19 protein-coding genes are annotated in these 24882 nt (G+C 59.3%); 9 read left to right on the forward strand and 10 right to left on the reverse strand.

The window, feature by feature from the left end:
- Positions 1 to 295 precede the first annotated feature (295 nt).
- A complete protein-coding gene (locus AC13QY_RS09240) occupies positions 296 to 1213 on the reverse strand; it encodes a LysR family transcriptional regulator (RefSeq protein ID WP_488493339.1) in 918 nt (305 codons plus the stop codon).
- A 94-nt stretch (positions 1214 to 1307) separates the two neighbouring features.
- On the opposite strand from AC13QY_RS09240, the gene AC13QY_RS09245 reads away from it, so the two are divergent.
- The 3 genes from AC13QY_RS09245 to AC13QY_RS09255 all read left to right on the forward strand — a co-directional run bounded on the left by AC13QY_RS09245 (position 1308) and on the right by AC13QY_RS09255 (position 5424).
- Complete coding sequence (locus AC13QY_RS09245; RefSeq protein WP_488493340.1) at positions 1308 to 2105, forward strand: NAD(P)H-dependent oxidoreductase; 798 nt, start codon at positions 1308 to 1310, stop codon at positions 2103 to 2105.
- Between the two features lie 1280 nt (positions 2106 to 3385).
- A complete protein-coding gene (locus AC13QY_RS09250) occupies positions 3386 to 4129 on the forward strand; it encodes a YoaK family protein (RefSeq protein ID WP_113331622.1) in 744 nt (247 codons plus the stop codon).
- Between the two features lie 158 nt (positions 4130 to 4287).
- Positions 4288 to 5424, forward strand: coding sequence for an ROK family protein (locus tag AC13QY_RS09255; RefSeq protein ID WP_488493341.1), 1137 nt, complete (start codon positions 4288 to 4290; stop codon positions 5422 to 5424).
- Between the two features lie 15 nt (positions 5425 to 5439).
- Here AC13QY_RS09255 and AC13QY_RS09260 read toward each other — a convergent pair whose 3' ends face one another.
- Positions 5440 to 6486, reverse strand: coding sequence for a Gfo/Idh/MocA family protein (locus AC13QY_RS09260; RefSeq protein WP_069614400.1), 1047 nt, complete (start codon positions 6484 to 6486; stop codon positions 5440 to 5442).
- A gap of 275 nt (positions 6487 to 6761) precedes the next feature.
- Between AC13QY_RS09260 and AC13QY_RS09265 the strand changes: the two genes are divergently transcribed.
- The 6 genes from AC13QY_RS09265 (at position 6762) to AC13QY_RS09290 (ending at position 13143) form a co-directional block, all read left to right on the forward strand.
- Positions 6762 to 8060, forward strand: a complete 1299-nt coding sequence (locus AC13QY_RS09265; RefSeq protein ID WP_488493342.1) for an extracellular solute-binding protein — start codon at positions 6762 to 6764, stop codon at positions 8058 to 8060.
- Positions 8061 to 8127: 67 nt separating this feature from the next.
- Positions 8128 to 9057: a carbohydrate ABC transporter permease gene (locus AC13QY_RS09270; protein WP_488493343.1), complete on the forward strand. Its 930-nt coding sequence runs from the start codon at positions 8128 to 8130 to the stop codon at positions 9055 to 9057.
- The gene (locus AC13QY_RS09275; protein WP_092716672.1) at positions 9054 to 9896 is read left to right on the forward strand and encodes a carbohydrate ABC transporter permease; all 843 of its coding nucleotides are present in this window, start codon (positions 9054 to 9056) and stop codon (positions 9894 to 9896) included. Before AC13QY_RS09270 ends, AC13QY_RS09275 begins: the two co-directional genes overlap by 4 nt.
- 40 nt (positions 9897 to 9936) lie before the next feature.
- Positions 9937 to 11175, forward strand: coding sequence for an ROK family transcriptional regulator (locus AC13QY_RS09280; RefSeq protein ID WP_488493344.1), 1239 nt, complete (start codon positions 9937 to 9939; stop codon positions 11173 to 11175).
- 31 nt (positions 11176 to 11206) lie between these two features.
- A complete protein-coding gene (locus tag AC13QY_RS09285) occupies positions 11207 to 12100 on the forward strand; it encodes a sugar phosphate isomerase/epimerase family protein (protein WP_488493345.1) in 894 nt (297 codons plus the stop codon).
- On the forward strand, positions 12082 to 13143 hold the full coding sequence (locus AC13QY_RS09290; RefSeq protein ID WP_488493346.1) for an ABC transporter ATP-binding protein: 1062 nt from the start codon (positions 12082 to 12084) through the stop codon (positions 13141 to 13143). Before AC13QY_RS09285 ends, AC13QY_RS09290 begins: the two co-directional genes overlap by 19 nt.
- 78 nt (positions 13144 to 13221) lie before the next feature.
- On the opposite strand, the gene AC13QY_RS09295 is transcribed toward AC13QY_RS09290, so the two are convergent.
- From AC13QY_RS09295 to urtA, 8 genes are all read right to left on the reverse strand, one after another.
- Entirely contained in the window at positions 13222 to 16377 is a 3156-nt protein-coding gene (locus AC13QY_RS09295) for an efflux RND transporter permease subunit (RefSeq protein ID WP_488493347.1), read from the reverse strand.
- A gap of 9 nt (positions 16378 to 16386) precedes the next feature.
- On the reverse strand, positions 16387 to 17634 hold the full coding sequence (locus tag AC13QY_RS09300; RefSeq protein WP_488493348.1) for an efflux RND transporter periplasmic adaptor subunit: 1248 nt from the start codon (positions 17632 to 17634) through the stop codon (positions 16387 to 16389).
- A gap of 872 nt (positions 17635 to 18506) precedes the next feature.
- A complete protein-coding gene (locus AC13QY_RS09305; RefSeq protein ID WP_113331613.1) occupies positions 18507 to 18707 on the reverse strand; it encodes a hypothetical protein in 201 nt (66 codons plus the stop codon).
- Positions 18708 to 18980: 273 nt separating this feature from the next.
- Positions 18981 to 19676: an urea ABC transporter ATP-binding subunit UrtE gene (urtE, locus tag AC13QY_RS09310; RefSeq protein WP_092716684.1), complete on the reverse strand. Its 696-nt coding sequence runs from the start codon at positions 19674 to 19676 to the stop codon at positions 18981 to 18983.
- A gap of 190 nt (positions 19677 to 19866) precedes the next feature.
- Entirely contained in the window at positions 19867 to 20622 is a 756-nt protein-coding gene (urtD, locus tag AC13QY_RS09315) for an urea ABC transporter ATP-binding protein UrtD (RefSeq protein WP_069613981.1), read from the reverse strand.
- 4 nt (positions 20623 to 20626) lie between these two features.
- Positions 20627 to 21787: an urea ABC transporter permease subunit UrtC gene (urtC, locus tag AC13QY_RS09320; RefSeq protein WP_488493349.1), complete on the reverse strand. Its 1161-nt coding sequence runs from the start codon at positions 21785 to 21787 to the stop codon at positions 20627 to 20629.
- On the reverse strand, positions 21784 to 23409 hold the full coding sequence (gene urtB / locus AC13QY_RS09325) for an urea ABC transporter permease subunit UrtB (protein WP_488493350.1): 1626 nt from the start codon (positions 23407 to 23409) through the stop codon (positions 21784 to 21786). The genes urtC and urtB overlap by 4 nt, the downstream gene beginning before the upstream one ends.
- Before the next feature lie 67 nt (positions 23410 to 23476).
- Positions 23477 to 24766: an urea ABC transporter substrate-binding protein gene (urtA, locus tag AC13QY_RS09330; protein WP_069613978.1), complete on the reverse strand. Its 1290-nt coding sequence runs from the start codon at positions 24764 to 24766 to the stop codon at positions 23477 to 23479.
- Between the last annotated feature and the right edge of the window lie 116 nt (positions 24767 to 24882).

A 24882-nucleotide genomic window follows, 5' to 3' on the forward strand; every position in this document is an offset into this window, starting at 1 on the left:
TTGTTTTCTTCCTGCCGCCACTTTCGGTCCTGCGGAGAATGTGCGGCTATTGACCAATCCGCTCAGACGGTGGCCCTGAGTTTCGGCTGACCGTCGACCGCATAACGACGGATGTCGAGATCGCGAAAGGCTTGTCCAGATTTCCTCTTGATCAAGACCGTTGCCCCTATACCATCCCCGCCGCGGCGCCAGATTCAAATTGCGCTCCACGCCATATGGCGGAGGCTTCGGAAGCGGCAAACCGCTGCGCATTTTTGCGCGACCTGCTTCAGGCAGCGGTTTAACTTTTTGCCCCTTACCGCTCTATACCAGGGACCCGGAGCATTCCCTCTGCCAGAAACTCGACCAGCAGCCGGACACGCGCGATGCCGGTTCGTTCGGGCGCGATAAGCATATTCAACGGCACGGCCGGTGGAGCGTAGTCAGGCAGCACTGCTTCGAGCCGGCCGTCCGCGAGAAGGTCGTCCACCAGCCAGATATGAGCGGGGCCCAGGCCGCGACCCGCGATAAAGGCTTCGCGCGCGGCGAGCCCGTGATCAACGCGCAGATGCCCGCTGAAAGGCACGAGGTGGCGCGTGCCTCCCACCCGCTCAAGCGCGAGAGATTCGCTTCCGGCAACGTTCGACATGCGAACGCCCTCATGGTCCTTGAGCTCCTCGGGTGTCGCCGGCCGGCCACGACTTGCCAGATAGGCGGGAGAAGCGACGAGAACGCGCCGGCTTTGACCGATCGCCCGCAGCTTCATCGAACTGTCGGCGAGCGGACCGAGGCGCAGTGCGATGTCCACGCCTTCGCGGATGAGATCAACGCGTTCATCCGTCAGGCTGAGGTCGACTGCGATGTCCGGGTAGCGATCCTGAAAGGCGAAGACCAAACGGCTGACATGCCGGACGCCGAGCGCTGCCGTACAAGAAATGCGAACCGAGCCGGCGGAGACGCTCCGCGCGCTTCGCGCTTCATCGGTCGCCTGTTCCAGCAGGCGCAGGATTTGGATGGCATTGGCATAATAAAGTCCCCCTTCCTCGGTGAGCGTGACACGACGGGTCGTGCGGCTCAACAGCGCCACGCCAAGGGCTTCTTCAAGCTCACGCACATGGCGCGTGACACTGGACTGGCCAATGTTCAACTCACGCGCCACAGCCGACAAATTGCCGCGTTCGGCGACGCGGACAAAGGTGCGAATGCGTTCGAGCGTGATGTCCGATCTATCCATTATTCGGCATTATCCTATCCATTCCTGCTATATAACGCATTAGCGGAACATGTCCTAGCTTAGGGAGAGTTTTCTTCAACAAGCAGGTGCCACTATGAATGTGCTCATCGTCTTCGCTCACCCCGAACCTAAATCCTTATCCGCATCGTTACGTGATGTTGCGGTCCAGGAGCTGGAAGCAGCCGGCCACACGGTACAGGTTTCCGACCTACATGCCATGCGCTGGAAATCGGAGATCGACCGCGCGGATTTCCCGTCTTTGGCTCCCGACGAGCGGCTTATGCCGGTCGCCGCTTCCAAACATGCCTTCAGCTGCGACACGCTGACGGACGATGTCAAAGGGGAGATCGAAAAACTTCTCTGGGCTGATGCATTGATCCTGCAGTTTCCGCTCTGGTGGTTCGCCATGCCGGCCATTCTGAAAGGCTGGGTCGACCGCGTGTTTGCTTACGGGTTCGCCTATGGCGTTGGCGAACACAGCGACAAGCGCTGGGGTGATCGCTATGGAGAGGGAACCTTGGTCGGCAAGCGAGCCATGTTGATCGTAACCGCAGGGGGGTGGGAAGAACACTACGCTCCTCGGGGAATCAACGGCCCCATCGACGATCTTCTATTTCCGATCAATCACGGCATTCTGTACTATCCTGGCTACGATGTGCTGCCGCCCTTCGTGACCTATAGTACCGATCGCTTCGACGACGCCCGCTTCGAAGCCGCTGCGAAACATCTGCGCGATCGGATGCGAACGCTCGAAACAACAAGCCCCATTCCTTACAGGAGCCAAAATGGCGGGGATTACCATATTCCGACCATGCAACTCCGGTCGGAACTGGGCGGTCAGAGGGCATCAGGCTTCGCACTTCATCGAAAAGATGTGGCTGCGTCCAGCTGACGCGCCCGGTGCTACCGATCTCTATTCATGGAGTCCGTTCAGCATCGCGTGGGTGCCAAGTGCTCGAAGCAGCAGATGATGGCAACGAAGGCGACTGGAGAGTCACACCGTCGCAGGTCAGGCGTTGACGACGGGCGGCTTTCAATCGTCGCAGCCGACGCATACCGACTTGCGGAAAGATAATGGTCGGTCGGCGAAGAGGAAGGATTGTGATCCTTTGTCAGGCACGCGCCGATACTCAACGCACGACCTCGGGCGGCCTTCGGGGTCTCGCTAGCGGCTGGCCTTGACGGTACCGGGTGAAGAGCCCCTCCGGCGGGAAGTCGCCGTCCATGCGGCATCGAGCGAACGCCGATCCAACGCCTGATTATTCGCCCTGTCACCGGAGGTTGGTCCGATGACAGGGCAGACCGCCGACGGGTGGCAGTGGTGTCGGCGACCGGGGGCAGTCATGCACTATCCGAATAGAGCTGCGTTGAACACGGACCTTAGTCTGATAACGAGTAAGCTTCTTTTCCGGCACAACGTGTGAGGCGGAATTTGCTGGGCGTGTGCCCGTTCGAATTAGTTGCAATTGCAGCTTTTCATCCATCAGCTGCGATGCTGTCGAAGGGCGTGGTTGCGGCCGCGGAGTCGAACCGCCTGTTTCGGCTTATTTGCACCGACGAGCGCACCGGCGCTCTTAGCCGCATCTCTCTTGACTTGCTGGCTTACAATCAGAAGTCTACGACCGATGCGACAATTTTCTAGTTGTCAAATAGTACTAAATCATGTGCACCTTCCGCGCTAACAATTCCTTCTTACGCGCCCAATCTCAACCTGAGCGTTCGGTTTGTATGCATCGATTGCTGGAGGGGGCCTCCTCTCGACGCTGCACATCCAGGCATCTGATACCGCTTGACATTCTAAACCGTCTGAACGAAAGCAAGCTCTCTTGATGGACCACCCATACAACCGCAAGAATTGCGGTTCTGGAAGGGAATCCAATGCCGCCGATGAGAGCAGCCACACTGAGGCGAGGATGTGGCGGCTTGGTCCATGTGGCATCTTCACGCAAAGCCAAAAGCCCGCTTGTGAGAGCGCTGCGTCGAGTAGTAGGGTAAATCGTCATCGTTTCGGATATGTTGGCCCGCGTGGAATCGTCATACCCGATCCCGCAATACCCGGAGGCAAGGAGGCTTGATGGTTCCCAGTCCGGTTTGGAAAGATGTCGGCCTGAAATCCAGAAAGGAGCAAAGACTTTCGATGCCTTCAATCCGCAACCGCCAACAGTGGCTTCCATGCTTGTAAGACAAGGCACCCATCGCAACGAGAAAATTGACCGCCATCTGGCTGCGTCCCTCGCGGCAATTGCCGGCGCATTGAATGCGTCCGCCTTCTACGCTGTCGGCTTCTTCTCAGCCAACATGACGGGAAATGTATCGACCCTGTCCGATCATCTTGCCGTGGGACAGTGGCTGTCGAGCCTGCTTTACGGCGGGATTGTCATTGCCTTCATCCTGGGTGCTGCGGCTTCGACGCTGATTGTCAATGCGGGTCAGCGGCGCAACGTACATGCGATCTATGCTTATAGTATTTTGACCGAGGCTATCTTACTTGCCGCGCTCGGCTGCGCGGATCTCTGGTTGCTCGCTGCTTGGCGCACGCCGGTTCTCGTTCTCGGGCTTGCATTCCTGATGGGGCTTCAGAACGCGGTCGTCACCCGCATCTCGGACGCCAGGGTTCGCACCACGCATGTTTCCGGCATGGCCACGGATCTAGGCATAGAGCTAGCCATTGCCCTGGACGCCTTGCGAGGACGTGAGCAGGCTCCGGAGGCGCGGCGCAATCTGAGCAAACTACAATTGCATCTTTACACGATCGTCTCGTTTCTTCTCGGCGGCGTCCTGGGAGTGTTCGCCTACCGAGCCATCGGTGGCCACCTTCTCCTATTGGCTGCGGTTTTGTTGACGCTGATCGCAGTGGATGCGATTTTACGCGCACGAAAAATAGCGGCCGCCGGGGTCGAACCACGAACCTCATGACTCTTTTTAGGGATGCTTGCATTCCGAAAGTCACTTGAAACAAGGGCGGTTGCGGCCCTAATAAAATCAAGAATTTGTACGGACCGGTTGGAAAATAGTCAGGGGCATTGTCATTTGTCCGCGAAATACCAGCGGCAAGGTACGCAAGGAAATCGGTCATGCGGTATCTTCGATCCGGGCCACGGTGGCGCCAGCCGGAGGAGACGGACGTTACGCGGGGCAAGACACTCGGTCTGCGGTCGGGAGAAATCGCCGACAGAAATATTCGCGTCATCCTGGAGGCGATCCGCCGCCACGGCCCTTTGACCCGCATGGAGCTCGGAAAACATTCCGGACTGACCGGGCCGGGAATCACCAACATTCTGCGCCGGCTTGGCGATGAAGGGCTGGTGACATCGCATCGGCGAAATGGCGCCGGCGGTGGGGCGACCTCCACCGAATTTGCCCTGCGGCCAGAAGGAGCCTTGTCGATCGGCGTTCGTGCCCGTCAAAATCGAGGCGAAGCGGTTCTCGTTGATCTGAGCGGCCAGGTTCACGACCGCGTTTATTTTCCCCTCGCCCGGGCCACGAGGGTCGCATCGATCCTTTCGACGATCAAGGACATGATCGGCCATCATGCCGACTTGCCGATCATCGGCCTGGGTATCGCCTCGAATGACTGGAGCCCGGAAGAAAGCGAGCAGCTGGATGCCGCATCGAAACTTCCGCGCAGCCATGTCGAGAACGAATGCACGGCAAGCCTGCTCGCCGAGCGCACGATCGGCACACCCGCGCCGAAAGGCGGACTCGCGATGATCATCATCGACGAGGATGTCCAGGCCGGGTTCCTCGTTCGTGGCGTTCCCTATTCAGGCGTTCATGGGCGCGCGGGCAATATCGGCGACATGCGCACCGGTCCCGACAATATCCGCCTGAATACGGTCGTCGGCTTCGATGCGCTGCGCGGATTGTTGAGCGAAGACGAATTTCGGCACCTTCTGGCGGGCGAGGAGCCATATTCCCCGCTGATAACGCAGTGGATACGAGAGGCGGCAAGCCATCTGCTCGACCCGATCATCGCGATTGCCGGCTTCATCGCGCCGAGCGTGATCATGATCGGCGGCGACCTGCCGCGCGACGTTATCGAGGCACTGATCCATCAGCTTTCCGTCGAGCGCCGCGACACGTCGAAACGGCCATTCCTGACGCCCTGGATTTCGCCGATGAAGCCGGCAAGTTTCAGCGGCGGCGGCGTGGCGCTGGGGGCGGCACTCCTGCCTTTCCTCAACACTCTTCTGCCGCCAGTCTCCGGCTGAATCTCGCTTCTGGATTCAGGCAAGCGCCTCGTCTTTATGGCTGATGTCCGAGGCGAGTGCCTTGTCCAGGACCTTCTGTATGTTTGCCGCCCGGCGGAAGGAGGGTTCCTGGGTCTTGCCCATCCTGACGGCCTGAACGAAGCGCTGGTAGTTCGTCTCAACGTCATCAAAGTGGATATCACGCCATGTTGCCGTGTGGACGTCTTCGCCGAGACAGGCGCGGAGCGTCGATTTTCCTGTGTCGTAGATCATCTCGATCGAACCGGTCTCACCGTAAACCCTCAGGCGCAGCTGGTCCATCTGCCCCGCGGCGGTGCGCGTCGCCTGGATCGTGCCGATCGCTCCGGTCGTGAAGTCGACATTCATTGTGAAGCTGTCATTCGCATCGAGATCATATTCGCCGATCTTGTCGCCCGGCGCCTTGCTGAAGGTCTTCAGCCGCGCGAAAACATGAGCGACGTCAAGTCCAGAACCATAGGACGCGAAGTCGACGATATGGATGCCGATGTCGCCGAGCGCGCCGTTCGAACCATGCTTCCTGCTGAGGCGCCACAGCCACTTGCTCTCCGATTTCCAATCTCCCCAATGCCGGCCAACGAGCCAGCTCTGCAGATGAGAGGCTTCGACATGCCTCACCTCACCGATCTCGCCGGCGAGCACCATCTGCCGGCCCTTTTGCAAGGCAGGCGAATTGCGATAGGTGAAATTCACCATGCCCACCTTGCCGGCTTTCTCGATAGCCTCGGTCATTTCCATCGCCTTGGTCGCGTCTGTCGCAAGAGGCTTTTCGCAGAAGACATGCTTGCCGGCAGCAATCGCCTGCAGCGTCGTCGGGTGGTGAACAGCGTCAGGCGTTACGTTGGCGACGGCATCGAACTCGCCCCAGGCGAGCGCTTCCTCAAGCGAGCCGAAACGATTGGGGATGGCGTGTTCCGAGCAAAAGGCTGCCAGCCGCTCAGGAACGACGTCAACGCCGCCCACGACGCTGACGCCTTCGATCTCCTTGAAACTTGCCGCATGCTTGTTGGCCATTCCGCCAGTGCCGAGAATGAGTAGGCGCATCTGATCCTCCATAGATGTCAGGTTTGGCTATTTTCATAACCGAGGCAAAAACCTCATTCCCCACCGCGGATACCCGCGATGGCTCGACTGTTTCGAGATGGGGAATACGGCCTGAAGCCGCTAGCTGCTGTCGAATGTCACCAGCATCTCTATCCTCCCGAGCTGCGACTTGACATCAAACCAAAGTAACTTAATCTAATTAATGCAGCATGGAAATGAGGAGCGGTCAACTGGCCACCATGTTGTATCCGTTCAAAATGGGGAGGAGACCCATCATGAAGAGAGCGTTCGTCAGCGCGCTAGCGCTGAGCACGATGTTGTTTTCAGTGCCTGCCGCATTTACCCAAGAACTGGCAACAAAGGACAGGATCGGCCTTGCCGACGCGCCGAAAACACTCACTGTCCGGCTCACGAACGATAGTCCGAACAATGCCGATCCGGCGATCGCCGAGGGCTATCGGAAACTCTTCATCGACTTCATCAAGAAGCATCCCGACTGGAAGCTGCAGATGCAGTTCATGTCGGCCGATATCGGCACGGAGCAGGCAAAAATGCTCGAACAGGCAAAGGCCGGCAATGCTCCGGATTGCGCCGCCGTCGACTCCTTCGTCCTCTCGCAATTCATGGTCAACCATGTGCTCGCCGACTTCACCCCCTATTTCTCGAAGGACGAAGTCGCGGATCTCTTCCCCTTCATCCGCAGCGGCATCACCGACAAGGATCAGACGATCCGTGCCTGGTGGTGGGATACCGACCTTCGCGTCCTCTACCGCAACAAGTCCATTGTCCCCGATGCACCAAAGACCTGGGACGACCTGAAGAAGGCCGGTATCGCCTCCGTTAAGGAAGGCATGGAGGGCATCCTCTTCAACGCCGCCCGCTATGAGGGTTCGACCTTCGACTGGCTCGCCAATTACTGGGCGCTCGGCGGCAAGCTCGTCGACGATACCGGCAAGCCGGTTTTCGGCGAGGGCGAAAACAAGGAGAAGTTCCTCAAGGCGCTGACCTATTACAAGGATCTCGTCGATTCCGGTGCCGCGCCCAAACGGGTGACGACGATCGGCAACTATGATGATCTGAACGCCGCGGCGGCTGCCGGAACGACCGCGCTTTTCATCGGCGGCAATTGGCAGCTCGCCCAGTTGAAGGCAACGCTGGATCCGGACGAATTCGCCAACTGGACCTTCTCTCCGATCCCCGGCCCGACGGCCGATCAGCGCTCGACCGGCACGGGCGGCTGGACGATCGCCTCCTTCAGCAAGGATAAAGACAAGGTCGAGATGTGCGCCAACCTCGCGCGCGACATCTATATGGGGCCGGGCAACGCGCTTCAGCAGCAATTGCCGACGCGCAAATCGCTCTTCGACAAATATGAGGTCTTCGCGACCGAAGCCAACAAGACCTTCGCCGACGCGCTCGCCAACGGCCAGGCCCGTCCGGGCGCGCCGATCTATCCGGAGATCTCCAACCAGATTCAGATCATGATGGGCGACGTCCTATCGGGAACCAAGCAGCCGGAAGAAGCGCTTAACGCGGCATTCAAGGCGACGATGGAGGCTTACAAGCGTCTCTAACGATTGTGATCGCGGCAACGCCCGCGCGGGCGTTGCCGACAGTGTCAAACCCGGACAGAGAAGCCCAATGACCCCAATCGCCATCGAGGCTGCCAGCCGGCCGCACAGCAGATCGTTCATGCGCCGTTTCGCCGGGGCGCCGCTACCCTGGATCATGCCCGTGATCATCGTCATCGGCATCTTCTATCTCTATCCGGTCATCGACGTGTTCCGTCTGTCCTTCACCAACGCGACGCTGATCGGCGAAAATCAGGATTATACGCTCGCTTCTATTGCGAACATGCTGAGTTCGCCGCAGCTTCCCGACATTCTCTGGGCAACCCTCGTCTTCGTCGGCGGCAGCGTCATCGGCCAGCAGATCCTCGGCCTTGCCGTCGCCGTCGTTGTCGTTCGCGGCGAAAAGCGCGGTCTGTTCGGCACGACGATACTCAGAACCACGGCGCTCATCGCCTGGGTCGTGCCCGGCATCGCCGGCGGCATCATCTGGCAGATGCTATTTTCGGAAGCACCCTACGGCGCGCTGAACAGCATCTTACGGCTCATGCACCTGCCGACGGTCGCCTGGCTTTCCGATCCCGCCATCGCGCCCTGGTCAGCCCTGATCTCGAACATCTGGCGCGGAACGGCCTTCTCGATGGTCGTCATGTATGCCGCGTTGAAGGCAATCGATCCCTCGCTCTACGAAGCGGCGGAAGTGGATGGCGCGACGGGCCCGCAGCAGTTCTTCTTCATCACCATCCCTCAGCTGCGCGCGGCCATCCTCGTCAACATGATCCTCATCACCATCATGACGCTGAACACTTTCGACGCGATCATCACGCTGACGGGTGGCGGCCCTGGCCGCGCCACCGAAGTCATATCGCTCTATGTCTTCAATATCGTCTTCCGCAATTATGACCTGTCCGGGGGCAGCGTGCTTTCCGTGCTGATGCTCATCATCAGCCTCGGGCTAGCCGTCATCTATGCATCGTTCCTGCCGAAGGAGGATGAACGATGAGCAGGCGCACCGGCACTCGCTTCGGCGATTTTCTGAGCTATCTTTTCATGCTGGCGATGTTCGTCTTCTTCGCCGGCCCCCTCACCTACCTGCTGTCGATGGCGCTGCGCGACAAACGCGAAATCTATCGCGGCGTGGCGCGTTATATCCCGCACAACCCAACGATCGACAATTTCATCACCGTGCTTAATAACAGCTACTTCCCGCTCTATCTCTGGAACGGCTTGAAGCTCGCGGCTCTGAGCGGCTTCGGCGTTCTGATCGTCGCCATGCCCGCGGCCTACGCCTTCTCGCGCTTCCAGTTCCGGGGCAAGGGCCTGTCGATGATGGGGCTTCTGCTCTTTCAGATGATCTCGCCGCTGGTCATCATGGTGCCGCTCTATCGCTATATGAACCGCCTTGGCCTGCTCGATACGCATTTCGCCGTGACGATGGTCTATATCGCGCTCGGCGTGCCGCTCGCGACATGGCTTCTGAAGAGCACGGTGGACGGCATTCCGCGCAGCCTCGACGAAGCCGCGATGATCGACGGATGCAACCGTTTCTCCGTGTTCTGGCGGATCGTGCTGCCGCTGTCGGCACCGGGCATCGCCTCCGTCTTCATCATCACGGTCATTGCCGGCTGGTCGCAATTTCTGGTGCCTTTTCTGCTGCTCACGCAAAACAATTTGATGCCGATCGGCGTCGGGATCTTTAATTTCCGTGGCATGCAAACCGACTCGTCCATCCAGCTGCTGGCAGCCGCCTGCCTCATCTCCGTCGTACCGGCGATCGTGGCATTCCTGTCGCTGCAACGGCTGATCCTTGGCTCCATGACCAGCGGCTCGGTGAAGGGGTGAGGCCGGTTTGCGCGTGCCAGACTGATAAGGAATCCCGAGGATGAACCAACCGACCGGTGTCAAACTGTCTCCCGACCTGACGGGAGCCAATGTCGAGGATGCGGGCGAGCACAATCGAGGCGTCGTTCTACGCTGCATCCATCGGCAAGCGCCGATTTCGCGCGCCGAAATCGCCCGGCAGACCGGCTTCACCAAGCCGGCGATCGCCCGCATCGTCGATCGCCTGCTCGACGAAGGCTTGATCATAGAAGCCCGGCGACGCCATGGTCTGAGGGGACAGCCGGCGATCGAGCTTGAGATCAACCCCGACGCCTTCTTCGCGATCGGCATCAACATCGATCGCGACCATTTGACGATCCTTGCCGTCGATGCCGTCGGCAACGTGCGCGCCCGCGTCCACCACGAAAAGCGCTACATCCTGCCGGGCGAATTCATGCAGCTGACCGCCGATGCGATCTCGCATTTCCAGCGCAGCCGCCTGATCGACGATGCGCATCTGGCGGGTATCGGACTCGCGATGCCGGACTGGCTCGGCGAGATCGACTTCCTGGGTAAGCCCAATAATTATGGAGAGTGGATGGAATTCGACGTGCGCGCCGCATTGGAGAACTTGACCCAGCATCCCGTCTTCATCGAGAATGAAACGAATGCGGGAGCGCTTGCGGAGCTGGACTACGGGCTTGGAGCGGAAAGCCGTAGCTTCTTCTATATCGCGATCAATGCGTGCCCTGGAGGCGGGCTCGTGCTCGACGGCGCCGGCCATCGCGGCGCCATGGGCCTGAGCGGCGAGATCGGCTGGCTGCCAATCGCCGATGCGCGCCACAGGGGAGGCCAGAAAGTCGAGCTTCTCGGCGAAATATTCTCGCTCTTCTTCCTCTACAAGTTCTTAGGCGAACACGGCATCAAGGCAAGCGTGCCCTCGGACCTCCTGACGCTGGATGCCCGTGGCAGAAAACTGGCCTCCCAATGGCTGAAGGGGATGAGCGCGCATCTGGCCGTCGCGGTCAAGCACATCGGCATGATCGTCGATCCCGATGCCATCATCCTGGGCGGCCGCTTGCCCATCCGCATGATCGATGAACTGCTGCGCTATGTCCACGAGCACCTCGATATGGAGGATACGGCGCTGCCATCGATCCACCGTGCCTCGCTCGGAGAGGACGCCTGCGCGATCGGCGCCGCGGCAATGCCGATGGCGGCAGCCCTCATGCTCGCCTCGGCCGACGAGGTCCAGCGCACGCGTTCACCACTCAAATTCATGGACCGCCTGAACAATTGAATTGGCCCCCGCGGCCGCAGGGAGGATTTTGATGAGGATCGGTTTTTATACGTCGACATTCAACGATAGGCCCTTCGAGGAGGTGGTGGATTTCGCCGCCTCCGCCGGTTTCGATGCGATCGAGATCGATGTCCGCGGCCATATCAAGACGCCGGACAAGGTACGAGCGGCGGTCGCTCTTGCCCGCGACCGCAACCTCTTCGTCTCCTCGATCGCCTTTTTCGGCAATCAGCTCGATGCCGATCGCGGCAAACGCGGCGAACTTCGAACCATCACCGAGGAATTCGCCGACGCGATCGGCGAAGCGGACGTGCCGATCTTCATTATCTTTCCCGGTCGCGACGACAGCGCCGACGAGGATGCCAACTATGAAGATTTCGCCGACTTCGCCAACCGGCTGATCGCCAGGACGACGTCGAGCGGGTTGATCTTTGCGATCGAGAACTGGCCCGGCCCCAAGGACAATTTCATCGGCACCACGCCGAAAGGCTGGCAAGAGCTCTTCAAACGAATTCCCGACAAACGCTTCGGCCTAGAATTCGACCCGTCCCATCTCATCCGCATCGGCGTCGATCCCTATACCGCCATGGATGCGGTCAAGGATCGCATCGCCATCCTTCATGCCAAGGATACCGCGATCGATGCGGCCGTTCAGCAGGCGGTCGGCTATCATGGCAAGGGGTGGTGGCAATACAAGTTGCCGGGCCATGGACTTCTCGACTGGCCGCGCTTCCTGCGTCAGGCGCGCGCCAATGGCTTTGACGGCACGCTCTCGATCGAGCACGAGGATGCGGCTTTCGGTTGGCCGGGCAAGGATCTTGCTCAACGCAAGGAAGGCGAGCGCCTCGGCCTTGCCTATCTTCGAAAGGTCTTGAAGGGCTTTGAAGCTATCCGGGAGGATGGAAAATGGCACATGTCAGAGTGAACAACGCGCGCAAGGATTATGGCGCGTTCAAAGCGATCAAGGGCGTATCGGTCGATATCCGCGACGGCGAGTTCGTCGTGCTCGTCGGCCCCTCGGGCTGCGGAAAATCCACGCTTCTCAGAATGATCGCCGGCCTGGAGGGGATCACCTCGGGCGATATCCAAATCGGCAAGCATATCGTCAACGACCTCGCGCCGAAGGATCGCGATATCGCGATGGTCTTCCAGAACTACGCGCTTTATCCGCATATGACGGTCGCCAAGAACATGGGTTTCTCCTTGCGGCTGAAGCGAATGCCGAAGGCGGAAATCGATCAGCGCGTCGGCAATGCCGCGAAAATCCTCGGGCTTGAAAATCTTCTCGAACGGTATCCGAAGCAACTTTCCGGCGGGCAGAGGCAACGCGTTGCCATGGGCCGCGCGATCGTGCGCGACCCCGCCGTCTTCCTCTTCGACGAGCCTCTATCGAATCTCGATGCGAAGCTTCGAGTTCAGATGCGATCCGAAATCAAGGAAATGCACCAGCGACTACAGACCACGACCATATACGTCACCCACGATCAGATCGAAGCGATGACCATGGCCGACAAGATCGTCGTCATGAAGGACGGCCTGATCGAGCAATCCGGATCGCCGCTTGAGCTTTATGACCGGCCGGTCAATCTCTTCGTCGCGGGCTTCATCGGTTCTCCCGCGATGAATTTCATCAAGGGCAGCATGACGAACACCGGTTTCCGCACCACCGACGGGCTTATCCTGCCGAGCGAACAATATCCGCCGACTGCCGTAACCTATGGCATTCGCCCCGAGGATATCAAGCTGGTGGCAGACGGTATCGAGGTGGAGACAATCGTCGTCGAACCGACGGGATCCGAAACGATGGTGATTGCCCGCCTCGGCACGCAGACAGTCACCTGCGTGTTCCGTGAGCGGATCAGGGCCGCGCCAGGCGATACCTTGCGCATCGCTCCGGCTCATAACGCCGTCCATCTCTTCGACGAAAGTGGGCAGCGTATCGCCGATGGAGGTAGTCCGAGCCACTAATCGTGGCTCCGGGTCAATTGCCAACGGCCATCTTTTACGGCAGGCCCAGCTTTGACGCTGGGCCTGCATGCATGCTGACTATGGCGTATCCGGCGTCGCCGTGGCAACGTTCGGCTCCTGCCCCTCCGTATCGGTCGATCTCTTGCCCTTGAAGATGCGGCGGACGGAGACGAAGAGCAGTGGTATGAAGAAGATGCCGAGCACGGTCGCCGAGATCATGCCGCCCATGACGCCGATACCGATCGAGTTCTGGCTGCCGGAACCGGCCCCGTTGGCGATCGCCAGCGGCAGCACGCCGAGGATGAAGGCGAATGAGGTCATCAGGATCGGTCGCAGACGTTGCCTCGCCGCCTCGAGCGTCGCATCGATCAGGTTCTTGCCCTTGTCCTGCTGCTCGATGGCGAACTCGACGATCAGGATGGCGTTCTTTGCCGCCAGACCGATTGTCGTCAGCAGGCCCACCTTGAAGTAGACGTCGTTCGACTGACCGAAGATGGTTGCGGCCAAGAGTGCGCCGAAGATGCCGATCGGGATCGACAGCATGACGGCGAACGGGATCGACCAGCTCTCGTAAAGGGCGGCGAGCGCCAGGAAGACGACCAGGATCGAAATCGCGTAGAGCTGGCTTGCCTGGTTACCCGAGAGCTTTTCCTGAGCGGACAGGCTGGTCCAATCGTGGCTGAAGCCGGGCGGCAGGGTCGCCATGATCTTGTCGATCTCGTTCATGGCGTCGCCCGAGGAGACACCGGGCGCAGCTGCACCCTGGATTTCGACGGCAGAAGCACCATTATAGCGCTCCAGGCGTGGCGAACCATAGGTCCAGATACCTGAGGCGAAGGCCGAGAACGGCACCATGTCGCCGCCGGAATTGCGCACATACCAGCGATCGAAATCCTCCGGCTGCATGCGGAACTTGCTGTCGGCCTGCACATAGACCCTCTTGACGCGGCCGCGGTCGATGAAGTCGTTGACGTAGGTGCCGCCCCAGGCCGTCGACAACGTCGCATTGATATCCGCCAGATCGACATTCAAGGCGCGAGCCTTTTCCTGATCGATATGGATCGAATATTGCGGCGTATCGTCCAGTCCGTTCGGGCGCGTGCCGCTCAGCTTCGCGCTCCCCGACGCCGCACCCAAGAACTGGTTGCGGGCGGCGATCAATGCGGTGTGACCCGCACCGTTGATATCCTTGATGTAGAAATCGAAGCCGCTGTTATTGCCGAAACCGGGGATTGCCGGCGGTGCCAGCGCGAAGACATTGCCGTCCTTGATCTTGGCAAAGGCGGCCATCGCGCGTCTGGCGATCGCCTGGGCGGAGGCTTGCGGCGTCCTGCGCTGATCGAAGTCCTTCAGATCCACGAAGGCGACGGCAACGTTCTGGCCCTGGCCGCTGAAATTGAAGCCGACGCTGCCAAAGACACCGTCGACATAGTCCTTCTCATTGTTGAGATAATAATTCATGACCTGATCGAGCACTTTACGGGTGCGTTCAGCGGTCGCGCCGGGGGGCAGCTGAATGCTGGTCAGAAGACGTCCCTGATCCTCTTCCGGAAGGAAGGAGCTAGGGAGACGATTGAACAGATAACCGACACCGACGCCGATCAGCACGAAGATGACGAGGAACACGGCACCGCGGCGGATCATGCCATGAATGGTGCGCTGATAACCTCTCGTTCCCCGCTCGAAATTACGGTTGAACCAGCCGAACAGGCCGCGCTCACGCGTGCCATGCGCCGGCTTCTTGAGAATGGTGGCGCAAAGAGCTGGCGTGAGGATAAGAGCGACGATGACTGACAGCACCATCGCCGAGACGATAGTCACCGAGAACTGCCGGTAGATGATGCCAACCGAACCGGAGAAGAAGGCCATCGGGATGAACACGGCCGACAAGACCGTGGCGATGCCGATCAGCGCGCCGGTGATTTCCTGCATCGACTTGATCGTCGCCTCGCGTGGCGACAATCCCTCTTCCTCCATCACGCGCTCGACGTTTTCGACGACGACGATGGCGTCGTCGACCAGAAGGCCGATCGCCAGCACCATGCCGAACATGGTCAATGTGTTGATGGAATAGCCGAACATCGCCAGCACGCCGAAGGTGCCGAGCAGGACGACCGGGACGGCGAGCGTCGGGATCAGCGTGGCGCGCAGGTTCTGCAGGAAGACGAACATGACGATGAAGACGAGCACGATGGCTTCGAACAGCGTCTTGACCACGTCCTCGATCGACAGCTTCACGAAGGGCGTCGTATCGTAGGGATAGACGATCTCCACGTTCGGCGGCAACGTGCTGCGCAAACCATCGATCGTCGACTGGACCCTGGCCGCCGTATCGATCGCATTTGCATCCGTCGCCAGGCTGATGCCAAGGCCCGCGGCAGGCATGCCGTTATAGACACCCGACGTGACGTAGCTATCGGCGCCCAGCTTCACTGTAGCGACATCGTTGACGCGAACCATGGAACCATCAGGCAGGCTCTTGAGGATGATGTTCTCGAATTCCTCCGGCGTCTGGAAACGGCTGCCAGCCGTGACCGTCGCATTGAGCTGCTGGCCGCCAAGCTGCGGCAGACCACCCAGTTGACCGGACGAGACCTGTACGTTTTGCGCTTGAATGGCGGAGACGACGTCCGATGTCATCAGCTGGTATTTGACGAGCTTGTCCGGATCGACCCAGATGCGCATGGCATAGCGCGCACCGAAGAGCGTGGTGTCGCCAACGCCTGGAACCCGCTTCAAAGTATCGTTCAGGGTACTGTCGACATAGTCGGCTAGGTCGGTCGGCATAAGCTTGCGATCCGTCGACACAAACGCCGCAACGAGGAAGAAGCTGCTGGTCGATTTCGAAACGGTGATGCCGGTATTCTGGACGACTTGCGGCAATTGCGCGGTGACGAGCTGCAGCTTGTTCTGCACCTGCATCTGCGCGACGTCGGGATTGGCCTTGTTGGTGAAAGTCAATGAGATCGAGGCTTGGCCCGTCGCCGTCGAGGTCGACGCCATGTAATCGAGATTGTCGATACCGGTCATGCCCTGCTCGATGACCTTGGTCACCGAGTTTTCGACGGTTGCGGCGTCGGCGCCGGAATAGGTGGCGGTGATGCGCACCGTCGTCGGCGCGATCTGCGGATATTGCGCGACCGACAGTGTGAGGATCGAAAGTGCGCCCGCCAGCATGATGACGATGGCGATCACCCAGGCAAAGACGGGCCGGTCAATGAAGAAGCGAGACATGTTTTACCCTCAATTCGTCGAACCGGTGACGGTGCTCTTGTCCGCGCCGTCGACCTTGGCCTGCTGACCGGCTTGGGCTGTGCCGGCCGCCGATGCCTGTTCAAGATTTCCGCTGGCATCGTCGACTGTCACCAGCGCGACGTTCACCTCCTGGCCGTCACGCACGCGCTGTATGCCTTCGACAACGACTCGATCTCCCTCCTCTACTCCTTTGCCGACGAGCCAGCTGTTGCCGATGCTGCGCTGAACGGTCAGCACGCGCTGCTGGATTTTGCCGTCCGCGCTGACGAAGAAAGCGATCGGTTCGCCCTTCGTGTTGCGGGTCACGGCACGCTGCGGCACGAGGAAGCTGTTTTCGGCAACGCCTTCCTGGATGGTGGCGCGCACGTACATGCCCGGCAGCAGAACCCGCTCCGGGTTGGGGAAGCTGGCGCGGACATTGAGTGTTCCGACAGTCTCGGCTACAGCCGCCTCCGCAAATTCCAGCGTGCCGCTTTCCTTATACTGCGTGCCGTCCTCCAAGGTCAGACGGACCGAAACATTCTCGCCGCTTGTCTTCAGGCGCCCCTCCTCCACGGCACGTCGGAATCGCAGGAGATTCGTACTCGACTGCGTGACGTCGACATTGATCGGATCGAGCTGGCGGATGGTGGTCAGCGCGGTCGTTTGTTCGGCAGTCACGAGTGCGCCGACCGTCACCGTGGAGGCATCGACGCGGCCGGAAATCGGCGCACGGATCTTTGTATAATCAAGATTGATCCGTGCCGTCTCGAGCGCCGCCTTGGCAGAGGCGACATCGGCCTGTGCCTGTACCAGGGTTGACTTCGCATCGTCGAAATTCTGCTGGCTGACGGCGCTCTGCGCACTCAGGCCCGCATAGCGGTCCAATTTGGCCTGGGCATTCGGCACGGCACCTTCCGCCTTCTGCAAGGCGGCGACCGCACTGTCATAGGATGCCTGGTAAGAAGACGGATCGATCTCGTAGAGCACATCGCCTTCCCGGACCTCGCTTCCTTCCTTGAAATTGCGGCTGCGGATAATGCCGCCGACTTGCGGCCGAACCTCGGCGACGAGATTGGCGCTGATGCGACCGGGTAGATCGGCGGTGATCGCGACCGATTGCGGATGCAATGTCATCGCGCTGACCTCGGATTTCACCGTTCTTCCGCCATTCTGTGCTGCCGGCTGTTGGTTGCAGCCAGCCAGCAATATGACCACGATTCCCGAAGCCACGGTCCGCGTTAGATGTCGTTTCATATATTCCTCGTTGCGTGCGGATCAAAATCAAAAGGGAGGGAGGGAACGGAAAGGCTGGTTTCCGGCGGCACAGCTCCTCGCAAACTCGCAACCAACCCGTCGCCTCTGGAAATCATCGTCAAGTCTGCCTGCAGAGGACATAAGGCAGCTTGTCTGGCGCGATCAGGTAGCTTCCTGCGCGCGCTCCGCTTGAGTTGCGAATTGCAGCCGCGACTACCGCGATGGTACCGCACGCGCTCAATCCGTTGATGATGGTGCAGGCATCGGATCGACCGTGATTCATATTATTCACCGCTCTCGCTGAATGAACATATTCTCACGAAGATCCGATTGATCTGTGCAAGAATCCGTACGTAGATCAAACGGATGGATAAGCATATTAGGGCCGACATCAACGATCTCCACCCTTATGCTGGTATAGGCATTCCATGGAGTGCATGGATAAGCCGCTGGCACGGAGACATCACACCCTCTAATTGAACCTGACTTTCTATCCATCCAATTGCGTGATATGAAGCTAATGATCACCACCTTTAAGCCCTATCTAATATGCTCTTACAGGAGGATTACTCTCGATTTGTCACATAGCTTTGCCGGAAAATGGTCAAAGTGTGTCAATTGGTGTCGACGTGGCCAAATCATGTCGCGAGATATCGCTTGGATATGGTGCTCTGCTTAATGTTATCTATGCGCATTATCACAATGTGTATCGGCATTTCTGTATGCGAGATTACCGGTTGACGACCGCTATTTAACGATCAAGTATATTGCAATGAGATCGAAGATCGGTTGTGCATGACCGCTGGATTACCGCTGACACATGCCTAGATATCACCTGAGAAGAAAGGCTTGTTGCAAGCGTTCAGCCGCGCTCATTGCACTGATGCGGCGGATGCCGTCTTGCGAATGGTGATTTCGATGCCACCCATGGACCTGCCATCATCAGTCACATCCGGTACACGTATGTAAAGGATCTCGGAATAGTTGCGGAACGTACCGCCGATTAGCTCATATATCGCAAGTGCTGTATTTTCCGGGAGCTCTTCGACCGATACGCTTTTACGTTGCTGCATGGGATTCTCTTTCAAAAGTCGGGGCGCCTTCAAGAGATAGAATAATTGCCAGCACTTTAGCCGCGATTTGTCGCAAAGATATCCCAGGAATTCGGGAAACTGTCACAAATGCGTGAGAGCTGCTTCCACGAGAGCAGATATCATCGTACGAATAGCCCATATTGTCCGCAGTAAGATGGTCTGTAAGACCAAAGGGTGGGAACCCCTCACACGCCTGAGGCTCCGGCGAAAGCGGCGGCAATCCGGACCCTGGCTATGAGCAATCTCTCCTGCTCAGACAGTCAGATGGCGGCGGGCCTCTGGCGTATCCAGCGTCTCGGCCAGCCCCTCATGCACGATCTCGCCGCGATCCATGATGTAGACGTAGTCGGCGAGCTCGCGGCAGAAGTCGAGATATTGCTCGACCAGCAGGATCGCCATGCCGGTTGAATCCCTGAGATAGCGGATCGCCCTGCCGATATCCTTAATGATCGACGGCTGAATGCCCTCGGTCGGCTCGTCCAAAACCAGGATCTTCGGCCGCGTCACCATCGCCCGGCCGATCGCCAGTTGCTGCTGCTGGCCGCCGGAAAGATCGCCGCCGCGGCGCGAGAGCATGGACTTCAGTACCGGAAACAGGCTGTAGATATCATCGGGAATGCTGCGGTCGCGGCGGGAAAGCGGCGCATATCCGGTCTCGAGATTTTCCTTCACGGTCAAGAGCGGAAAAATCTCGCGACCTTGCGGCACATAGCCGATGCCTTGCTTGGCGCGCGCGAATGGCGCCATGCCGTTCAACGTGATACCGTTGAAGGCAACCGTGCCGGCCGACAAGGCATGCTGCCCGGTGACCGCACGCAATAGCGAGCTTTTGCCGACGCCGTTGCGCCCGAGGACGCAGGTGATCTTGCCCATCTCCGCCTTGATGGAGATGCCTCGCAGCGCTTGAGCGGCGCCATAATGCAGGTTCGCGTTTTCGACTGTCAGCATTTCAATTCTCTTCCTTTTCCCCCACGCCCCCCTCACCCTAACCCTCTCCCCGTGGGGAGAGGGGATAACCTTTGTATCCCTGCCTGTAGGCTAGGCGGGATGAGCGGGACGGTGCGTCTATCCCTTCTCCCCTCGGGGAGAAGGTGGCCGACAGGCCGGATGAGGGGGCTGCCCCACATCCCAAAACCACTTACCGCCCCAGATAATTCTCGATCACCTTCGGATCACTGCTGACGAAATCGATCGAGCCTTCCGCCAGAACCGATCCTTCCGCCAGGCACGTGACCTTGACGCCAAGATCCCGGATAAAGCCCATGTCGTGTTCAACCACGACGACAGAGCGCGTCTTTGCGATCTCCTTCAAAAGCACGGCGGTTTCCGCCGTCTCGGCATCCGTCATGCCCGCCACCGGTTCGTCGACCAAGAGTAGCTTTGGCTCCTGTGCCAGCAGCATGCCGATTTCCAGCCACTGCTTCTGGCCATGCGAGAGATTGGCCGCCAGCTCGTCGCGCCGGTGCGACAGCCGCACCGTCTCCAGGATTTCCTCGATACGATCGCGATCCGCGGGCGTCAGCCTATAGAATAACGTCGCAAAGACGCCGCGATTGCGGTTGAGCGCCAGTTCAAGATTGTCCCAGACCGTATGGCTTTCGAAAACGGTCGGCTTCTGGAACTTCCGCCCGATGCCGAGCTGGGCGATATCGGCCTCATCCTTCTTCGTCAGGTCGACCTGGCCGTTGAAGAACACCTCGCCCTCGTCGGGCCGCGTCTTGCCGGTGATGATGTCCATCATCGTGGTCTTGCCCGCACCATTCGGGCCGATGATGGCGCGAAGTTCGCCGGGCTCGATGACGATCGATAGTGAGTTCAAAGCCTTGAAGCCGTCAAAGGAAACGGAGACATTGTTGAGATAGAGCATGCTGTTGGGTTTGATATCGGGGATCATGGTCCTACTCCGCAGCCTGCACGGACGGGTCGGCGTCATCCTTCGCAGCCTTAGGCGGCGGGCTTGCCGGCTTGCGCGTCTTTCCGAAATAGTGCGCTATCGTTCCGACGATGCCCTTCGGCAGGAACAACGTCACCGCGACGAACAAGCCACCAAGCGCAAACAGCCAGAAATCGGGAAACAAGCCGGTGAAGATGGTCTTGCCGCCGTTGACGAGGATGGCACCGATGATCGGGCCGATCAGGGTCGCTCTCCCGCCGACGGCCGTCCAGATGACGACTTCGATCGAATTCGCGGGGGCGAACTCGCCGGGATTGATGATGCCGATCTGCGGCACGTAAAGCGCGCCGGCTACGCCCGCCATCATGGCCGATACGACGAAGACGAAGAGCTTGATATGTTCGACACGATAGCCGAGGAAACGTGTGCGGCTTTCGGCATCGCGCACCCCCACAAGCACCTTGCCGAACTTCGAGCGAACGATGGCCGAGGAGAGCATCAATGCGAGCGCCAGGAACACGGCCGTGATGGCGAACAGCACCGCGCGCGTCCCATCGGCCTGAATGTTGAAGCCGAGAATGTCCTTGAAATCGGTCAGGCCGTTATTGCCGCCGAAACCCATGTCGTTGCGGAAGAAGGCAAGCAGCAGAGCATAGGTCATGGCTTGCGTGATGATCGAAAGATAGACGCCGTTGACGCGCGAGCGAAAGGCAAACCAGCCGAAGACGAAGGCAAGCAGGCCGGGTGCCGCGAGCACGATAAGCATGGCGAACCAGAACTGGTCGAAGCCGTACCAGAACCAGGGCAGATCCTTCCAATTCAGGAAGACCATGAAATCGGGCAGGATCGGATTGCCATAGGTACCGCGCGAACCAATCTGCCGCATCAGATACATGCCCATCGCATAGCCACCGAGTGCGAAGAAGGCACCGTGGCCGAGCGAGAGAATGCCGCAATAACCCCAGACCAGATCGAGCGCCAGGGCGAGCAGCGCATAGGTCAGATACTTGCCGAACAGCGACATCAGGTAGGTGGGTACATGCAATGCGCTCGTTTCCGGCAGAGCCAAATTCGACAGAGGGACGAGCACGGCGACGGCAAGCAGGATCGTGATCGCGATTCTGATACGGCGGTCGAGCGAGCGAAGAAGAAAGGCCGTGATCATGCTTCCACCGCCCTTCCCTTGAGGGCGAAGAGCCCGCGCGGACGTTTCTGGATAAAGAGGATGATGAGGACGAGGACGAGGATCTTGCCAAGCACCGCCCCCGCATAGGGCTCAAGGAACTTGTTGAGAATGCCGAGCGAGAACGCGCCGACGAGCGTCCCCCAGAGATTGCCGACACCGCCGAACACCACGACCATGAAACTGTCGATGATGTAGCTCTGGCCGAGGTTTGGCGAGACATTGTCGATCTGCGAGAGTGCGACACCCGCCATGCCGGCGATGCCGGACCCCAGCGCGAAGGTGAAGGCGTCGACCCACGATGTGCGAATGCCCATGGACGATGCCATGCGCCGGTTCTGCGTCACCGCCCGCATCTGCAACCCGAAGGCCGAGCGCTTGAGGAGAAGCAAGAGCGCGACGAACACGCCGAGCGCAAAGACGATGATCCAGAGCCGGTTCCAGGTGATGGAGAGATAGCCGAGATCGAAGGAGCCGGACATCCAGGAGGGATTGCCGACCTCCTGGTTGGTCGGCCCGAAGATCGACCGCACCGCCTGCTGCAGGATCAGCGAAATGCCCCAGGTGGCGAGCAGCGTCTCCAGTGGCCGGCCATAAAGGAAGCGGATGACGCCGCGCTCGATGACGAGACCGACGGCGCCGGTGACGACGAACGCGACCGGCAGGGCGATCGCCAGCGACCAGTCGAAGAGCTCAGGGTAAGAGGTGCGGATGATGCTTTGAACCACGAAGGTCGAGTAGGCGCCGAGCATCACCATCTCGCCATGCGCCATATTGATGATGCCCATGACGCCGAATGTAATCGCAAGGCCGATGGCGGCCAGCAGTAGCACCGAGCCGAGGGAAAGGCCGTACCAGACATTCTGCACCGCATCCCAGAACTTCAATTGATCCTGGATGCCGGCAATGGCGGCGGCAACATCGGGCTTCAGGCTATCATCAACGGAAACCGACGAGAGAATGCCGATGGCATCGCGGCCGCCTTCGTTCTTGATCGTCTCGATCGCCGCCTTTTTCTCTGCGATCGGGCGGTCCGAACCAAGCACCGCAACCGCCTTTGCGCGTTCGAGCACACCGCGGATGTCCGCGTCCTTCTCGCTCTGCAGCGCCGTCTCGACGGCGTCGAGCGAATCCGCACTCGGCGCCTTCAAAATGGATTGCGCCGCTTCGAGCCTCGTGGCGCGATCCGGGCTCATCAGCGTCAGGCCGCCGAGAGCCGCGCGAACCGCACGGCGCAGATTGTTGTTGATCTTAATCTTTCCGAGATTGTCCTTGGCTTCCTGGCCGACCACTTGCCCGGTCAAAGGATCCATCAGATCCATCATGTCGCCGGAGGATTTGGCGATAAAAACCTGATTGTCGGATTTCCTGATATAGAGATCACCGTCGGAAAAGGCCTGCAATGCCGGCACGACCTTGGGGTCACCTGACTTCGCCAAGCTCTGGACGATATCCCCGGCCTTCTGGAAATTGGCCTGGCCGAGCGAATTGATGAGGCCATGGGCGTCTTCCTGGGCGCGCAGACCCGTGGCCGTCAGCGCCAACACCACACAGAAGCCGGCGACCAGCGCCAGGGCGATGCGGTAAACGAATTTGTCAAACATTGCGCTAGTCCCCTCAAGCTGCCGCGGCCAGAAAATCCTGCCCGCGGCGATCTTGCGTCGGCTGCTATCAGGAGCCCTTGCCGCCGCACTTGCCAGTGGTGACGTTGAAGTTGCCGCAGTTCAGCGGCATGCGCCAATCCGAGATCAGATCCTTGCTATCAGGCAGGTAGTCGGACCATTCCTTGCCGACCACCGCGGGGGTCTGCGAAACGACGTCGAACTGACCGTTTTCCTGCACTTCGCCGATCAAGACCGGCTTGGTGATGTAATGGTTCGGCATCATGGTGGCGTAGCCGCCCGTCAGGTTCGGAACGCTCACGCCAACCAGAGCGTCGATCACCTTGTCGGGATCGGTCGTGCCGGCCTTCTCTACGGCCTTTACCCACATGTTGAAGCCGATATAGGCGGCTTCCATCGGATCGTTGGTCACGCGTTTGTCATTCTTGGTGTAAGCATGCCACTCCTTGATGAAGGCGGCATTGGCTGGGGTATCGACCGACTGAAAGTAGTTCCAGGCAGCCAGATGGCCGACGAGCGGCTTGGTGTCGACGCCGGCAAGCTCTTCTTCGCCGACCGAGAAGGCGACGACCGGAATATCCTCGGCCTTCACACCCTGGTTGCCGAGTTCCTTGTAGAAGGGAACATTGGCGTCGCCGTTGATGGTGGAAACGACGGCCGTCTTCTTGCCGGCGGCGCCGAAGGCCTTGATCTTGGAGACTTCCGTCTGCCAGTCGGAGAAACCGAACGGCGTGTAGTTGATGATGATGTCCTCGTCCTTGACACCCTTGGACTTCAGATAGGCCTCGAGGATCTTGTTGGTCGTGCGCGGATAGACATAGTCTGTGCCTTCAAGCACCCAGCGCTGTACGCCTTCGTTCTTCATCAGGTAGTCGACGGCCGGGATCGCCTGCTGGTTCGGAGCCGCACCTGTATAGAAAACGTTGCGTTCGGACTCTTCGCCCTCGAACTGCACCGGATAGAACAGGATCGAATTCAGTTCCTTGAAGACCGGCAGTACCGACTTGCGCGACACGGAGGTCCAGCAGCCGAATACGGCGGAGACCTTATCCTTCTGAATGAGTTCGCGGGCCTTTTCGGCAAAGAGCGGCCAGTCGGACGCCGGGTCGACGACGACGGGCTCGAGCTTCTTGCCGAGAACTCCACCCTTCTTGTTCTGCTCATCGATGAGCATCAGCATGGCATCCTTGAGCGTCGTTTCCGAGATCGCCATGGTACCGGACAGCGAATGCAGGACGCCGACCTTGATGGTGTCGTCGGCTGCGAAAGCGCCGTGGAATGCTGTCGTGGACATGATGGCGCCGAGCAGCGCGCCGGAGACGAGAGTCTTGAATTTCATCTATGGTTCCCCTCTTTTGTCTGCCGCAACGGCCGGTAAAAAAGGATTAACCGTTGCCTTCAGCGACTATCCGGCGCTCCTTCGGGAAACCACATACGTAAAATGACGTAGGCGCC

The sequence above is a fragment of the Martinezella sp. CNPSo 3795 genome, from assembly GCF_057784475.1.

Coding starts and splice junctions, on each gene's coding strand:
- AC13QY_RS09265 (WP_488493342.1), top strand. CDS start 6,762: ATGAAGAGAGCGTTCGTCAGCGCGCTAGCGCTGAGCACGATGTTGTTT.
- AC13QY_RS09275 (WP_092716672.1), top strand. CDS start 9,054: ATGAGCAGGCGCACCGGCACTCGCTTCGGCGATTTTCTGAGCTATCTT.
- AC13QY_RS09255 (WP_488493341.1), top strand. CDS start 4,288: ATGCGGTATCTTCGATCCGGGCCACGGTGGCGCCAGCCGGAGGAGACG.
- AC13QY_RS09260 (WP_069614400.1), bottom strand. CDS start 6,486: ATGCGCCTACTCATTCTCGGCACTGGCGGAATGGCCAACAAGCATGCG.
- urtB (WP_488493350.1), bottom strand. CDS start 23,409: ATGTTTGACAAATTCGTTTACCGCATCGCCCTGGCGCTGGTCGCCGGC.
- AC13QY_RS09280 (WP_488493344.1), top strand. CDS start 9,937: ATGAACCAACCGACCGGTGTCAAACTGTCTCCCGACCTGACGGGAGCC.
- AC13QY_RS09305 (WP_113331613.1), bottom strand. CDS start 18,707: ATGCAGCAACGTAAAAGCGTATCGGTCGAAGAGCTCCCGGAAAATACA.
- AC13QY_RS09300 (WP_488493348.1), bottom strand. CDS start 17,634: ATGAAACGACATCTAACGCGGACCGTGGCTTCGGGAATCGTGGTCATA.
- AC13QY_RS09240 (WP_488493339.1), bottom strand. CDS start 1,213: ATGGATAGATCGGACATCACGCTCGAACGCATTCGCACCTTTGTCCGC.
- AC13QY_RS09270 (WP_488493343.1), top strand. CDS start 8,128: ATGACCCCAATCGCCATCGAGGCTGCCAGCCGGCCGCACAGCAGATCG.
- AC13QY_RS09250 (WP_113331622.1), top strand. CDS start 3,386: ATGCTTGTAAGACAAGGCACCCATCGCAACGAGAAAATTGACCGCCAT.
- urtD (WP_069613981.1), bottom strand. CDS start 20,622: ATGATCCCCGATATCAAACCCAACAGCATGCTCTATCTCAACAATGTC.
- AC13QY_RS09295 (WP_488493347.1), bottom strand. CDS start 16,377: ATGTCTCGCTTCTTCATTGACCGGCCCGTCTTTGCCTGGGTGATCGCC.
- AC13QY_RS09245 (WP_488493340.1), top strand. CDS start 1,308: ATGAATGTGCTCATCGTCTTCGCTCACCCCGAACCTAAATCCTTATCC.
- urtE (WP_092716684.1), bottom strand. CDS start 19,676: ATGCTGACAGTCGAAAACGCGAACCTGCATTATGGCGCCGCTCAAGCG.
- urtC (WP_488493349.1), bottom strand. CDS start 21,787: ATGATCACGGCCTTTCTTCTTCGCTCGCTCGACCGCCGTATCAGAATC.
- urtA (WP_069613978.1), bottom strand. CDS start 24,766: ATGAAATTCAAGACTCTCGTCTCCGGCGCGCTGCTCGGCGCCATCATG.
- AC13QY_RS09290 (WP_488493346.1), top strand. CDS start 12,082: ATGGCACATGTCAGAGTGAACAACGCGCGCAAGGATTATGGCGCGTTC.
- AC13QY_RS09285 (WP_488493345.1), top strand. CDS start 11,207: ATGAGGATCGGTTTTTATACGTCGACATTCAACGATAGGCCCTTCGAG.